Annotated in this window: 13 protein-coding genes; 4 read left to right on the forward strand and 9 right to left on the reverse strand. The window is 68.7% G+C overall.

Going from position 1 to position 13,441, the window contains the following annotated elements; genetic code table 11:
* Window positions 1-963 (reverse strand): SDR family oxidoreductase (locus tag VIB55_RS22800; RefSeq protein ID WP_349263070.1); only part of this gene is annotated, 963 nt, incomplete at its 3' end.
* Between the two features lie 663 nt (window positions 964-1,626).
* On the opposite strand from VIB55_RS22800, the gene VIB55_RS22805 reads away from it, so the two are divergent.
* From VIB55_RS22805 to VIB55_RS22815, 3 genes are all read left to right on the forward strand, one after another.
* The gene (locus VIB55_RS22805; protein ID WP_331878979.1) at window positions 1,627-1,983 is read left to right on the forward strand and encodes a hypothetical protein; all 357 of its coding nucleotides are present in this window, start codon (window positions 1,627-1,629) and stop codon (window positions 1,981-1,983) included.
* A 251-nt stretch (window positions 1,984-2,234) separates the two neighbouring features.
* The gene (locus VIB55_RS22810; protein WP_331878980.1) at window positions 2,235-2,903 is read left to right on the forward strand and encodes a YceH family protein; all 669 of its coding nucleotides are present in this window, start codon (window positions 2,235-2,237) and stop codon (window positions 2,901-2,903) included.
* Window positions 2,904-2,913: 10 nt separating this feature from the next.
* Window positions 2,914-3,669 carry a DNA alkylation repair protein gene (locus VIB55_RS22815; protein ID WP_331878981.1) on the forward strand — a complete coding sequence of 252 codons (756 nt, stop codon included), beginning with the start codon at window positions 2,914-2,916 and terminating at the stop codon, window positions 3,667-3,669.
* Between the two features lie 201 nt (window positions 3,670-3,870).
* Here VIB55_RS22815 and VIB55_RS22820 read toward each other — a convergent pair whose 3' ends face one another.
* The 5 genes from VIB55_RS22820 to VIB55_RS22840 form a co-directional block, all read right to left on the reverse strand.
* Window positions 3,871-4,653: a nucleotidyltransferase domain-containing protein gene (locus VIB55_RS22820; RefSeq protein WP_331878982.1), complete on the reverse strand. Its 783-nt coding sequence runs from the start codon at window positions 4,651-4,653 to the stop codon at window positions 3,871-3,873.
* A gap of 236 nt (window positions 4,654-4,889) precedes the next feature.
* Window positions 4,890-5,603, reverse strand: coding sequence for a B3/B4 domain-containing protein (locus tag VIB55_RS22825; RefSeq protein WP_331878983.1), 714 nt, complete (start codon window positions 5,601-5,603; stop codon window positions 4,890-4,892).
* Window positions 5,600-6,244, reverse strand: a complete 645-nt coding sequence (locus tag VIB55_RS22830; RefSeq protein WP_331878984.1) for a DUF6875 domain-containing protein — start codon at window positions 6,242-6,244, stop codon at window positions 5,600-5,602. Before VIB55_RS22830 ends, VIB55_RS22825 begins: the two co-directional genes overlap by 4 nt.
* A 145-nt stretch (window positions 6,245-6,389) precedes the next feature.
* Entirely contained in the window at window positions 6,390-8,642 is a 2,253-nt protein-coding gene (locus VIB55_RS22835; protein WP_331878985.1) for a putative bifunctional diguanylate cyclase/phosphodiesterase, read from the reverse strand.
* Window positions 8,643-8,818: 176 nt separating this feature from the next.
* Window positions 8,819-10,681: a DUF885 domain-containing protein gene (locus tag VIB55_RS22840; protein WP_331878986.1), complete on the reverse strand. Its 1,863-nt coding sequence runs from the start codon at window positions 10,679-10,681 to the stop codon at window positions 8,819-8,821.
* Window positions 10,682-10,896: 215 nt separating this feature from the next.
* Between VIB55_RS22840 and VIB55_RS22845 the strand changes: the two genes are divergently transcribed.
* Window positions 10,897-11,472: a GNAT family N-acetyltransferase gene (locus VIB55_RS22845; protein ID WP_331878987.1), complete on the forward strand. Its 576-nt coding sequence runs from the start codon at window positions 10,897-10,899 to the stop codon at window positions 11,470-11,472.
* Window positions 11,473-11,492: 20 nt separating this feature from the next.
* On the opposite strand, the gene VIB55_RS22850 is transcribed toward VIB55_RS22845, so the two are convergent.
* The 3 genes from VIB55_RS22850 to VIB55_RS22860 all read right to left on the reverse strand — a co-directional run.
* Complete coding sequence (locus VIB55_RS22850; protein WP_331878988.1) at window positions 11,493-11,846, reverse strand: DUF2200 domain-containing protein; 354 nt, start codon at window positions 11,844-11,846, stop codon at window positions 11,493-11,495.
* Window positions 11,847-11,880: 34 nt separating this feature from the next.
* A complete protein-coding gene (locus VIB55_RS22855) occupies window positions 11,881-12,291 on the reverse strand; it encodes a VOC family protein (protein WP_331878989.1) in 411 nt (136 codons plus the stop codon).
* A gap of 170 nt (window positions 12,292-12,461) precedes the next feature.
* A partial coding sequence (locus VIB55_RS22860; RefSeq protein ID WP_331878990.1) for an alpha amylase C-terminal domain-containing protein occupies window positions 12,462-13,441 on the reverse strand: 980 nt, incomplete at its 5' end.

Here is a 13,441-nt window from a genome sequence, read left to right on the forward strand (position 1 = left end):
CCGGTACCCCAGCCGCGTGCGGGCCCTGGAGATGTCGGCCTGGGAGTGGCGGATGTCGCCGGGCCGGAAGTCGCCGTACTCGGGGCGGGCGCCCGCCAGCTCGGGGCGGTACGGCACCAGGCCGTCCCGGATCATGCCGAACAGCTGGTTGAGCGTGGTGCGCTCGCCGAAGGCCACGTTGAACACTTCGCCCGTGACCCCTTCACCCGTGGCGAAGGCGGCCAGCAGGTTGGCCTGCACCACGTCGTCTACGTAGCAGAAGTCGCGGCTGGTTTCGCCGTCGCCCAGGATCACGCAGCGCCGGCCGGAGAGCAGCTCGCCTACCCAGCGGGGGATCACGGCGGCGTACGCCCCCTCCGGGTCCTGCCGGGGGCCGAAGACGTTGAAGTACCGCAGCCCCACCGTGGCCAGGCCGTAGGTGCGCTCGAAGACGCCCGCGTACAGCTCGTTGACGTACTTGCTGACGGCGTAGGGCGAAAGCGGCCGGCCGACGGAGTCTTCGACCTTGGCCGGCTGCGGGTCGTCTCCGTAGGCGGCGCTCGACGCCGCATAGACGAACCGGCGGACTCCCGCGTCACGCGCGGCCACCAGCATGTGCAGGAAACCGTTTACGTTGACCTGGTTGGCGGTCAGGGGGTCGTCCACCGACAGGGGGACGGAACCGAGTGCCGCCTGATGCAGCACCACCTCCACCCCCGCGCACGCCTCGCGGCAGGCTTCGAGCGAGCGGATGTCGCCTTCCACGAAGCGGAAGCGCGCCCAGGCCTCTTCGCCCACGATGCGGCGGACGTCGTCGAGGTTGCGGCGATGCCCCGTGGCGAAGTTGTCGAGGCCCACCACGTGCTGTCCCAGCGCCAGCAGCTGCTCGACCAGGTTGGAGCCGATGAACCCGGCGCACCCGGTGACGAGCCAACGGCGCGGCTCTTCGCGAAGGCGGGACGTCACGCTTTCAAAGCCTTCCATTGACCCCGTCTTCGTGGGTACTGCCGGAGGGCAGCGCCAGGACATTCGGCGGATGAACACAGAGGCGGCGCACGGCCCCCGTGGAGAGGCCGAGCCCGCCAGATGAAAACCCGGGAGGGCGGCAGGGGCGCCGGGCGCCCCGGCGTATCGCCCCGGAGGGCGGGCCGTCCAGGCGAACAAGATAAACCAGCCGGGTGCGCGCGAGCAAGTGCACGGCGCGCGTACGGGGCCACTCGGGGACCGGGGAAGCCGGCCGCGTCTCGCCGGGCGGGACCGACCCTGGAGCCTGTCCCGGCGAGGGGACTGCGACGCGGACGCCCAGCCGCAGAACGCCCCGGCTTTCACCGGGGCGTTCCGCGTACAAGGATGAAGGAGCTGATCAGGCAGTTCATCAGCCGTGCCCGGAAGGAGGCCGGGGGTAGCGTCGGCATTCTAGCACCACCTGCACGAACCTGATGCAAACATCGTGCACCGTCCACGGAGGCGCACGCGGTGGGTCCAGGGTCCTGCCGCCAGCACCTTGCGCACAGCGACCCTCGACATGTACACTCACATTACCGGCACGTTCTTGCGGATGCGGTGCACACGAGGACTGCCTCCCCTCGATGCCCGCCCGTGCCGCGTGCGTGCCCCTCCCTTCCTCCCCAGCCGGAAAAGGTCTCCATGCGCTACCGTACGCTCGGAATGGTCGCGGGATTGGTCGCGGCGCTCGCCGCCACCGCGAGTTCGGCACCCGCCGCGCCGGAAACGGCACGAGCGAGCCAATTCGTCACGCCGCTTTCGGTCACCATGTCGTGCAACATCGACGGCCAGACGTGCGAGGCCACGGCATCGGGGGGCAGCGGAGAGTACAGCTTCGACTGGTCGTGGCCGTTTCAGGAGCAGTACGATGCCGACGGCGTGAGCGGCGGCGACATCACCTGCGTCCCGTACTGGGGATGGCGCACCATCTCAGTGACGGTCACGGACAGCTGGAGCGGGACGAGCTCGGACGGCACGTACTTCTACTGCCCGGCCTGACGCGCACAGGGCGCGGATCCAACCGACGGCGGACGGGCCCTCTCGCAGCAATGCGAGGGGGCCCGTCTTCCGTTCCTGCGCAGCGCTGCCGCGCCGCGGGTCCTCGAATGAGTGGCGGTGTGACGCGCGCCCCCCGCCGGGCACGATCCCCGCAATCCCGGGCACCGCTGCTGAAGGCTGGAGGGCGCGCAGAGAGCGTCACCCTGCGCCTCGTGCGTTCCCGGACGATTTCGGACAGAGGAGACCCCGCCGTGAATCCCCCGCTGACAGAGGTAGAAGTGCGTATCCTCGGCTCGCTCCTGGAGAAGGAGGTCACGACGCCGGACAACTACCCGCTTTCCCTGAACGCGCTCCTGGCGGCGTGCAACCAGACGACCAACCGCGAGCCGGTGATGCGGCTGGACGAGGACGCGCTGGTCCCGGCGACGGTCGCGCTCCGCCGCCGCGGGCTTCTGCGGCAGATCCAGCGGGCAGGTTCGCGGGTGACCAAGTTCGAGCACCGGCTGGACGAAGAGCTGAGGCTGGTACGGCCCGAACTCGCCGTGCTGGGCGTGCTCATGCTGCGCGGACCGCAGACGCCGGGCGAACTGTACGCGCGCACCGAGCGGCTGCATCCGTTCGCCGACCTCGCCGACCTGGAGAACTTGCTGGAATCGCTGATCACGCGGGAGCCGGAGCCGCTCGTCGCGCGGCTCGCCCGCCGCCCGGGACAGAAGGAGGTCCGCTACGCACACCTGCTGGGCGGCGAGCCGGCGCAGCCCGACGCGTCCGCGGAGGCGGAAGAAGGGACCCTCCCCACCCGCCGGGCCGATCCGGGGGACGATCGGGTCGGGGCGCTGGAGCGTACCGTGGACGAGCTTCGTGCCGAGGTCGCGGCTCTGCGGGCCGATCTGGACGCGTTCCGCGCCCAATTCCAGTAGGCGCCGTCCGGTGACGAAGCGCATGCCCCCCGAGCCGACCGCCTCTGCGGACGACATCCTCGCGCGCCTCCAGGCGCTGGGCAACCCGGAGCACGCGCGGTTCGTCGCGGGCTACTTCCGCACGGGGCCGGGCGAGTACGCCGAGGGCGACCGGTTTCTCGGCATTCGGGTGCCCGTGCTGCGCGGGCTGGTGCGCGAGTACCGCGGGCTGCCGCTGGAGCGCACGGCGGAGCTGCTGCGCTCCCCGTGGCACGAGGCGCGGCTGCTCGCCTGCCTCCTGCTCGCGGATGCCTACCCCCGCGGCGACGAGGCCGCGCGGGAGGCCATCTACCGGCTGTACCTGGCAAACACGAGGTACATCAACAACTGGGACCTGGTGGATTCGTCCGCGCCGCAGGTGGTCGGCGCGCACCTGCAGGCGGGTGATCGCACCGCGCTGGAGAAGCTGGCGCGGTCCGAGTCGCTATGGGAGCGGCGGATCGCCATCCTCGCCACGCAGCACTTCATCCGCCGCGACGACTTCGACACCACGCTGAAGATCGCGGAGATGCTGGTGGATGACGCGCACGACCTGATCCACAAGGCCGTCGGCTGGATGCTTCGCGAGGTGGGCAACCGCGACCGCGCCGCGGAAGAGGCGTTCCTCCGCCGGCACCATCGCACGATGCCGCGGACGATGCTCCGTTACGCCATCGAGAAGTTTCCGCCCGAGCTCCGCAAGGCCTACCTGCGGCGAGAAGCGGGACCGGGCGACCAGCAACCCTGAGCGGGCGCGGCAGGGCACCTGGGCTACTGGTTCCGCAGGGGCACGAACGCCGACGGGGGGTCAGTGGCCCCGACTCTGCCTCGGCGGACAGCGTCTGATCCCGTACGCGCGGAACGTCTCGAGAACGTGGCGCCCCAGCCGAATGCGACGAGCCCCCGAGGCGCGGGTGCGCATCGGGGGCTCTCGTGCGGAAACGAACCGTCAGCCTGGGATGGGTTCGGGGTTCGTGGAAAGCTCGTACAGGCGGCCGCCCACCCCCTCCAGCACCGCGTCCGTGAACGCGACGGCCTGTGCGGGCGAGGTCGACGCGTAAAAGCTCTCGAGCTTCGCGGCGAGCGAAGCGTCGCGGCCCTGCAGCTGGCGCACCATGACGGTCGGCTTGCGTTGCGACCAGAACCGCTGGGCAGCGCACCAGAAGCGCAACGCCTCCAGCACCAGGAAGCCGGCAAGCACGCGTGCCTCCAGACTGTCCTCGGTCATGTCTTCCAGGTCGACCAGGATGTTGGTGAGCATGTAGCGCAGCCGCTCGATGCGCAGGGGGCCGAGCTCCGGCGGCCCCGCCCGGAAGCGCTCCTCGGAGTCGCGCTTGAGCGCCGTGGCCTCGCCCGTCCGGTCGAACAGCATCTCGCCCGTGGCGAACGCCTCGGTCATGGCGGGGTTTCCTTTTTCGATATCCCCCCGCCAGTGTTGCAGCGGCCCCACCTGCAGCTGCACCTCCACACCGTTCACCACGCGGCTCCGCTTCCAGTACTCGGTGCCGTGCGTAAGGGCGCAGACGTCCAGGTCGGACTTGGGCTTGGCCTCGCCTCGCGGCGCCGAGCCGAAGCAGAGAAGCGCGATCACGTCCTCGCGGGCGAGCATCTCGTCGTACACGGCCACGAGCCCGGGCCGGAAGCGCGCCTCCATGGCGGGCGGAAAGACGATCCCGGTGTTTTCGGCGGGAGCAATCGCGAGAACCGGTACGGACTCAGTGGCGACACTCATCGGCTCGATCGTCTCAGGCTGGGTAGGGGTACGAGCGGCGCTCGCCGGGGGCGGGGACAGACGTTTGCGGAGGCGCACCCGCGCGGATCGCGGCAGGACACGGAGCCCGCGGGGCGTCCCTCGGGATGAACGGCCACCCCCCCACATGGATAACGTGCCGCACCATTCCCGTCAAGCATCATGGGAACAGATGACGCCACCGCGCGGACAGGACGCGCCGCAACGCGCAGCGAGCGTCAGATTGCGATCTGGCGATTGTCAGAAGAAAGGCGCTCCACACGGACCAGACCGCCGCAGAACTGGCTGACCAGAGACACCGCTTCGGAAAGGGCTTCATCCAGAACATCATGGCCTACGATGTGTGACAAACAATCGATGTCGATGATGGCGTTCTTCGTGTCTGCGGAAACAGCGGTGGTTTGTCCGCCACGACTGTTCCACGCCCGGCAAACGACCGTGTTTCGACCGGAATCCAGTAGAATCACCTCACCTGGAACCACACTCGTCGGCGTGTCTTTGCCAAATGGAAGGAAGCTCTCTTCGCCCGTGGCAGCCGTCAACGTCAGATCGCCTATGACACGGCCGGTGTCAAAGACCCCGCAGGGCATCATGTACTTTACCGCGATCATGTTGGAAATGGCGACCAGGGGGGAAATGAAGGGGATGCGCCCGGCGTCGCCCTTCTTGAGTCTTTTGAGCAGGGTGCCATGACCGGGATGTATCCGCTCGCCACGCGGCAAAGGAAACGTCTTGTACGTTTCCTCCCAGGCAGTGATTCGGCGATCCGTCGTTGTCCTGCCACCATCTTCCGCGGCTTGGTACATCTCTTTCCTGAATAGAGATCCCAAGGGTTCGTGCTGACCGGAATGATCCAGGTTCCGGATCACTACTATGCCGCGAACGAAGTCCGGCACTTCGCGGAACACCTCCGGGTCGATGATATACTTCATTTACTCCACCTGTCCTTTGCTTCGAAGTAATGATCGATCAAATGACGGTTGTAATCTTCGATCTTCTCCGGGCGGTTGAACTTCTCACCAAAGTGCAGATTATACGCGTTGAACCACTCTCGCGAGCTCTTGACGAACAATATGTCGTGGACGGCCATGTGCCGAATTGCGATCAGTGCGACCGGCGATTGAGAAACCATGAATCCGCGGTTGTATATGCTTGTTTCGTTGCAGTGTTTGTGGAACTGGCCGATCATCAAGCCGTTTTCGACGAACAGGGATTTCACACTCTCATGCACGATGTCCAGTACCCGGCCCTGGTTGTCTGGAAGGGAGGGAAAGACGAGCAGCAGGGACTTCCGCATGCAGTCCCCCGGCGCAAAGGGACCGAGCTTTTTGAAGGTCCTGATGTGTTCCAGAACGAGGCTTTCGATCTGTCCCGCGTCTTTTCCCGAGATTTCGGGGTGAAGAGAAAGATAGAAGGAGTTGTTGTCCAGGGATGGCCCGACGAACGGGCATACCACCTTGCTTCCAACCGGTCTCTTCATCGCGGGGTTTTCCGTTGCCAAAAACTCCCGCGCCCACTGAATGACCGTCGAGGCGACCTGAATCATTTCGGGATTGAGGAGTGCTGCAGGCATTTTGCCTTCGCAGGAGGGGGAGACGGCCGTATGGCGACATCCCAGGCTAACGAACGTATCGGAAGGTGTCAACCTTTTCTCAAATCGCCGCTCCGGGTACACGCCCTGAACGACATCACCGACGGGCTGATGACGAACCCGGCGTTCACCGAGGCGGCTGCGGGGCGGCGAGGACGGCGGGGAGGGCGGCGAGAATGTGGCCGGCGTCGGCGGGGGCGAGGGGGCGGGAGAAGAGAAAGCCCTGGCCCAGGCGGCAGCCCATGCGGTGCAGCGCGCGGGCGTCCTCGTCGGTCTCCACCCCCTCGGCCACGGTGTCCAGCCGCAGCGAGTCGCTGAGCGAGATCACCGTCTGGATCACCGCCTGCAGGGCGGGGTCGGTGTGCATCTGGTGCACGAATGAGCGGTCGATCTTGAGCGTGTCCAGCGGCAGCCGGTGCAGGTAGGCCAGCGACGAGTACCCCGTCCCGAAGTCGTCCAGCGCCACCCGGATCCCCGACTCGCGCAGCCGCTGCAGCACCCGGGTGACGGTGGCAGGGTCGTCCATGATCACGCTTTCCGTGATCTCCAGCCGCAGCCGGTCGGGCGGAAAGCCGGTCTCCGCCAGCACGGCGTGGATCTCCTGCACCAGCTGCGGGTGCAGGAACTGCCGGCTGCTCAGGTTCACGCTCAACCACAGCCGGTGCGCCTCGGGAAAGGCGCCGCGCCACTCCCGCATCTGCCGGCACCCGTCGCGCAGGGCCCAGCGCCCCACGGGCATGATCATCCCCGTCTGCTCGGCCAGCGGAATGAACTCCTCGGGCCCGATCAGCCCGCGGCCGGGGTGCTGCCAGCGCAGAAGCGCCTCGAACCCCACCAGCTCGCGCGTCTCCATCACCACGATGGGCTGAAAGTGCAGCCGCAGCTCCCCGTTCTCCACCGCCTCGCGCAACTGGCTTTCCAGCTCCAGCTGCGACAGCGAGTGCGCGTGCAGTTCCGCGTCGGCGATCTCCACCCGCGCGCGGCCGCGCGCCTTGGCGCGGTACATGGCCGCGTCGGCGTCGCGCAGCACGTCCACGGGGCGCGAAAAGCCGGTGGAGCTGATGGCGATGCCCAAGCTGGCCGTCACCCCCAGCTGCTGGCCGGCCACCTCGAAGGGCGCCTGCAGCTCGTGCTGCACCCGCTGCGCGACCACGGCGGGGTTGTCGACGTCTTCCAGCAGCAGCGCGAACTCGTCGCCGCCCAGCCGGGCCACGCTGTCGCCCGCGCGCAGGCAGCGCAGCAGCCGCTCGGCGATCGCCTGCAGCACCTGGTCGGCCGCCAGGTGGCCCACGCGGTCGTTGATCACCTTGAAGCGGTCCAGGTCCAGGAAGATGACGGCGAACTGGCGCTCCGGGTGGCGGTGCGTGTGGGCGATGGCCCGCTCCAGCCGGTCCAGGAAGAGCGCGCGGTTGGGGAGCCCCGTCAGCGAGTCGTGCAGGGCGTCGTGCAGCAGCTGCTCCTCGAAGTGCTTGCGCTGGCTGATGTCCGTCTGCGACCCCGCCATCCGCACGATGGCGCCGCGCGAGTCCGTTACCCACACCCCGCGCACCAGCACCCAGCGCCAGCCGCCGTCGCTGTGCCGCACCCGGTGCTCGCTCTCGAACAGGGCGCCGGCTCCCTGGCCGCGGCGAAAGAGGTCGGCGTCCACCCGCGCGCGGTCGTCGGGATGGATGCGGTCGAACCACCCCGCCGGGTCGCTGCCGATCTCCCCGTCCTCGCACCCCACGATCTCCTTCCACCGCGGGGACAGGTACAGCACGCCGCGGCGCAGGTCCCAGTCCCACAGGCCGTCGTGCGCCCCCTGCGCGGCCAGGGCGTAGCGCTCCTCGCTGGCGGCGATCTCGCGCTCGGCCCGCAGCCGGTTGCGGACGACGATGTAGAACAGCACCAGGATGACCACCAGGTAGCTGCCGAAGAGCTGCGGGCTCACCCGCGGCTCGGGGATGCGCGCCGCCACCAGTGCCACGCCCGCCAGGGTCGCCGCGCCGTAGACCGCCAGCGCGCGGGTGCTGCGAAGGACGGCGCTGATGATGGCGGCAATGACCACCAGCCCCAGCGCGTACTCCGGCGCGAACTCGTTCATCCCCAGCAGCACCACCACCCACGCCGTGATGACGCCGAAGAGCGTGTAGACGGCGGGGATGAACCCGGGCCGCCCGGGGAGGAACGACATCCCCGCCACCAGCAGGCACACCCCGGCGACGACGAAGCGGTAGATCCACGGGTCGTGCGCCTCCGGCAGCACCACGCGGTACACGTACCCGAACCCGACCACCGCCACCGACGCCAGGATGGCCAGCCAGCGCACCGTCAGCACGTCCTTTTCGGGAAGCTGCGCGCGCGGCCGCTCCGCGTTCGGCGTGCGGGCGGCGCCGCTCACGGAAGCCAGGGAACCCGCGGACGCGACACCGCCATCTCCGGCGGGTCCGATCCGTCGGAGATGGCGGTGCAGAAGAGCTCGGCCGGCTGGCGTTCGCGTATCAAATCTCTCGTTTCTCCGTGCTTCGCGCGGGCTTGCTCCTCGGGATGTGCAAGCCGTTCGACGATCGCCGACTTCTACCGCCGCAGATACTCGTCCACGTTCTTGGCGAGCACGTCGAGCGGCACGTTGCCGCCCAGCACCAGGGCGTCGTTGAAGGCCTTGAGGTCGAACCGCGCGCCGAGCGCGGCCTGCGCACGCTCGCGCTGCCGGTTGATCTCGCTGTGCCCCACCTTGTAGCCGCACGCCTGCCCCGGCCACGAGCAATAGCGATCCACCTCGCTGGCCACCTCCAGCGGGTTGGACCCGTTCACCTCCACGAAGAACTGCACCCCCTGCTCGCGCGTCCACCCCTTGGCGTGCAGGCCGGTATCCACCACCAGCCGGCAGGCCCGGAAGGCGATGGACTGCAGGTAGCCCAGCCGGCCGACGGGATCCTGGTCATAGGCGCCCAGCTCGTCGGCGAGCTGCTCGGCGTAGAGCGCCCACCCCTCGGAGTAGGCATTGAAGGCCAGCATCTGGCGGACCAGCGGCATGTCGTGCGTGTACTCGCCCTGCCAGATGTGGCCGGGGATCGCCTCGTGGAAGGCCAGGTCCGCCAGGCTGTATCTGCTGTGCAGGTCGGTGGTGCGCAGGTTGATCCAGAAGCGGCCGGGGATCGCCCCGTCCACCGACCCGGCACCGCCGTACGCCGCCGGCGCGCCCGGCTCCTCCTCGGGCGGCAGGCGCTTCACCTCCATGTTCGGATCCACGACCGTGTTGAACGCCCGGGGCATCTGCGCGCGGATCCACGCCAGCCGGTCCTGGATGAACCGCATGATCTCGGCGCGCCCCGCGTCGCCCTCCGCGAACTGGTAGCGCGGATCGTTGGCCAGGGCCTTCATCCGCTCGCCCACGCTGCCCCGCGTGTAGCCGGCGTCCTTCAGGATGGTGTCCATGCGCGCGTGCAGCCGCGCCAGCTCCGTCCGGCCGAGCTCGTGCACCTCGTCGGGCGACATCGTGGTCGTCGTCGACGCCTTGAGGGCCCAGCGGTAGAACTCCTCGCCGTGCGGCCGCGCGGAGATGCCCGCTTCGTTGGTGGCGACGGCGCGCTGCGCCTCCAGTTCGCGGATCTGCCGGTCGAGCGCCGGGGCGACCTCCTGCGCGGCGATCCGCCGTGCGCGTCCGGCCCAGTCGCCCGCGATGCTGCGCGTCCGCCGCTCCAGCGACTCCACGAGCATTCCCCCGTCGCGCGCGCCCTGCGCGGACAGGCGCATCTGCGTGAGCGCCTTGTCGATCAGAAAGGCCGGCGGGACCATGCCGATCGCGCGCGCCTCCCGCACGCGCTCGAGCTCGCCGTCCAGCTGCCGTGCGTACGACTGCAGCCGCGCCAGGTACGCCTCGGCGTCGGCGGCGTTCTCTACACGGTGGTCGCTGTCCAGAAAGCGCGGAACGTCCAGGTAGGCGCCGACGTTCTGGATGACGACGTACGGCGTGTTGCGCCAGCCGCCCACGGTGATGTCGCCGTAGGGGAGCGCGAATCCCTCGAGCGCCGTGGTGTAGGCGCTGCGGACGACTTCCACGCTGGTGCGCACGGGGTGCGACAGGCGGCCGGCGTCGACGGCCGCGAGCGCGCCGAGGTCCGCGCGCAGCTGCGCGGCGATCCGCTCCTGCCCCGCCGCGGAGCGGTCGCCGAGCCGGGACCGGAGCCCTGCCCGCGCGCCGACGTCCAGGCCCAGGGAGGTCGCCAGCTCGGGGAACAGGTTCAGGAGGTCGCCGCCGATGCGGTCGAGAAGCGCGATGGCGGTCCGGTCGGCGTCGCCCGGGGCGCCCGGGGCCGCCGGCGGGGCCGTGCGGGCGCCGCCGCAGGCGCCAATGAGCGGCAGCGCGGCGACGGATGCAAGCGCAGCCAGCATCTCCCTGCGCGTGAGGAGGCCGGAGACGTTCGGGGTGTTCGGCATCGACGGTGGCTCGGTGTTCGTTGTGAGGGGCGGCACGGCCGGGTTCGCTCAGGGCATGCGACCGGCGCGGCCGGAAGATACGTGCCCGTACGCGGCTACCGGTTCCGCTCGATCTTCTCCTTCGCTTTGCCCTTTGCCATCTCGTCGATCATAATGGCGAGGCAGCGTATCTCCCGCAGGGGCTTCATTCCAACCCTCATTCTTTCTGAGGACTCATGGCGATCGTGGTTCGGCCGGCGACCGTGTTCGAAGACGTCGCGACGATGGTGGGCCCCAAGCGGCCGGACGCGAACGTCTGCTGGTGCCTCAGCTACCGCATCCCGTCGAAGGAGAACGTCGCGCTCAAGGGCCCGGCGCGCGGCGAGCGGGTGGCCGCGCTCATGGAGCAGGGGCCCATCGGGGTCCTGGCCTACGACGGCGAAGAGGTGGTGGGGTGGGCGGCGGTCGCGCCGCGCCGCGAGACGACGTTCGCGAACAGCCGCACGATCCCGCATGTCGGCGGCACGGATGGCGACGTGTGGGCGGTCTGGTGCATCCGCGTGCGTCCGGGGCACCGGGGGCGCGGGATCTCCCATCCCCTGCTGCAGGGCGCGGTCGAGTTCGCGCGGTCACAGGGGGCGGCCGCCATCGAGGGATACCCGGTCGACAACGAAGGCGCGAAGGTAGACCTCACGATGGCGTACGTCGGCACGCGGGGCTTGTTCGAGAAGGCGGGGTTCCGGAAGGTGGCCGACACCTCGTCCGTGCTCAACGGCTTCCCGCGGGTGCTCATGCGGCTGGAGCTGCGCTGACGCCGGCGAACGTGCGCCGGCTACGGGTTCCGCAGGATCTTCTCCATCGCTTTGCCCTTCGCCAGTTCGTCGATGAGCTTGTCGAGGTAGCGGATCTCGCGCATGGTGGGCTCTTCGATGTCTTCTACGCGGACACCGCAAACCACGCCCTTGATCAGGGCCCGCGAAGGATTCATCCGCGGAGCCTCCGCGAAGAACGTTTCGAAGTCCGTCCGGTTGCCCAGCCGCCCCTCCAGCTCCTCCTGGCCGTACCCGGTGAGCCAGCGGATGATTTCGTCGACCTCCGATTTCGTGCGCCCTTTCTTCTCCGCCTTCGCAACGTAGTGGGGATAGACGCTCGCGACGCTCGTCGTGAAGATCCGGTGCTTGGCCATCACGCACCCCTGTTTCTGAAGGATGGGCTCACCGTCACGCCGGGCGCGGGTAGAGGATGGTCCACAGGGTGCCGAACCGGTCGCGGAGCTGCGCGAATCGTGGAGCGAAGAACGTCTCGCCCAGGGGCATGCTGACCTGTCCGCCCTCCGCGAGCGCCGCGTAGGCGCGCTCCGCGAGTTCGATGGAATCGAGCGAGAGGTACAGGTAGGAGCTGCGCACGGGCTGGAAGTGCTCGGGCGGCACGTCGTTCCCGATGAGCTCCACGCCGGCGACGCTCAGGCGCGCGTGGATCACCGCGTCACGCGAGCCCGGCGGGCCGGGAACGTGGGCGGGCAGGTCGCGCACCCTGATCATCGCCGTGATCCGCCCATCGAGGTGCTCCTCGTAAAAGCGGAACGCCTCCTCGCAGTTTCCCCCGAAGTTCAGGTGCGTATACAGCTTCATCTGTCCGGTATCCCCTGAGTCGACATCGTGTGGAAGAGAACCCCACCTGACGAGTAGCCACGCGGCAGCCCGCCGTCAACTCACCCTGGCCGTCGCCCCGCACGTACAACTGGCCCAGCGCGCGCATCGGACGTGAGGCCCCGAAGGCTCGATCATGCGTCCTGGCCGGCTTACTGGGACAGGATGATGGCCGAGTAGGGACCGATGCCCACGTTCCCCGAAAAGGGCATCTCCTGCCAGGAGCCCGCCTCGGCGTGTGTATCGTAGCTTTCGTGATTCCCGTAATCCGGACTGTACCCGCTCCAGTCGCTGTTGAAGCGCACCCGCCACTGGCCGGCACGGGGAAAGCCGATCCGGTATCCCGGGTGCCCGCGGTTCGCGAAGTTGAGCACGACGACCACGTCGTCCCCCGCCCCACCCTGGTCCCAGCGGTGAAACGCGACCACCTTGTCGCTCCCCGCGTGGAACACGTTCACCCCCTGCCCACGCAGGCCGCGCGTGTGGCCGAACCAGTTCCGGCGCAGGCGGATCAGGTCGCGGTACAGGTCGTGGATCCCGCGAAACCGGTCGTACTTGTCCCAGTCGATCCGGTTCTGGTCACCGAACGGAATCGATTCCAGGATCTCCTGCCCCTGGAAGATCATGGGGATGCCCGGGCTCGTGAACACGAGCGCCGCGCCCAGGGTGGAGCGCTTCCTGGCGAACCAACTGTCCGCGTGCCCGGGGTCGATGTCTTCCACCAGCCGCCGCTTGCCGTTGCTGGTCGCGACCTCGTCGTGCGACTCGGTGTAGAGCATCCGTTCCAGCGCGTCGCCGTTGTAGTACCTCCCCTCGATCGCCGTACGGATCGCCTCCATGTCGCGGTCGCCGTCGTTCGCCGCCCGCAGAACCGCGCGAACGGGGTGCAGGAAGCGGGCGTCCCACTGCGTGTCCATTCCGGCGCCGCCCTGGCTGGTGTCCCGCGTGATGGCGGCGTTCACCTGCAGGTCTTCGGCGACGGTGATCTTCCAGGGCTGCCGGCGGTCGATCTCGTCGTTGATCCACGCCAGCAGGCTCCACCCCGCGCCGCCCAGGTTGTTGGGGTTGTCGATGGCGTCGCCGTCGTTGCCGTACACGTTGCGGACGAAGACCGTCATGTCGAACCGCAGCC

Origin of the sequence: Longimicrobium sp., assembly GCF_036554565.1 — a bacterium.
Classification (GTDB): domain Bacteria; phylum Gemmatimonadota; class Gemmatimonadetes; order Longimicrobiales; family Longimicrobiaceae; genus Longimicrobium.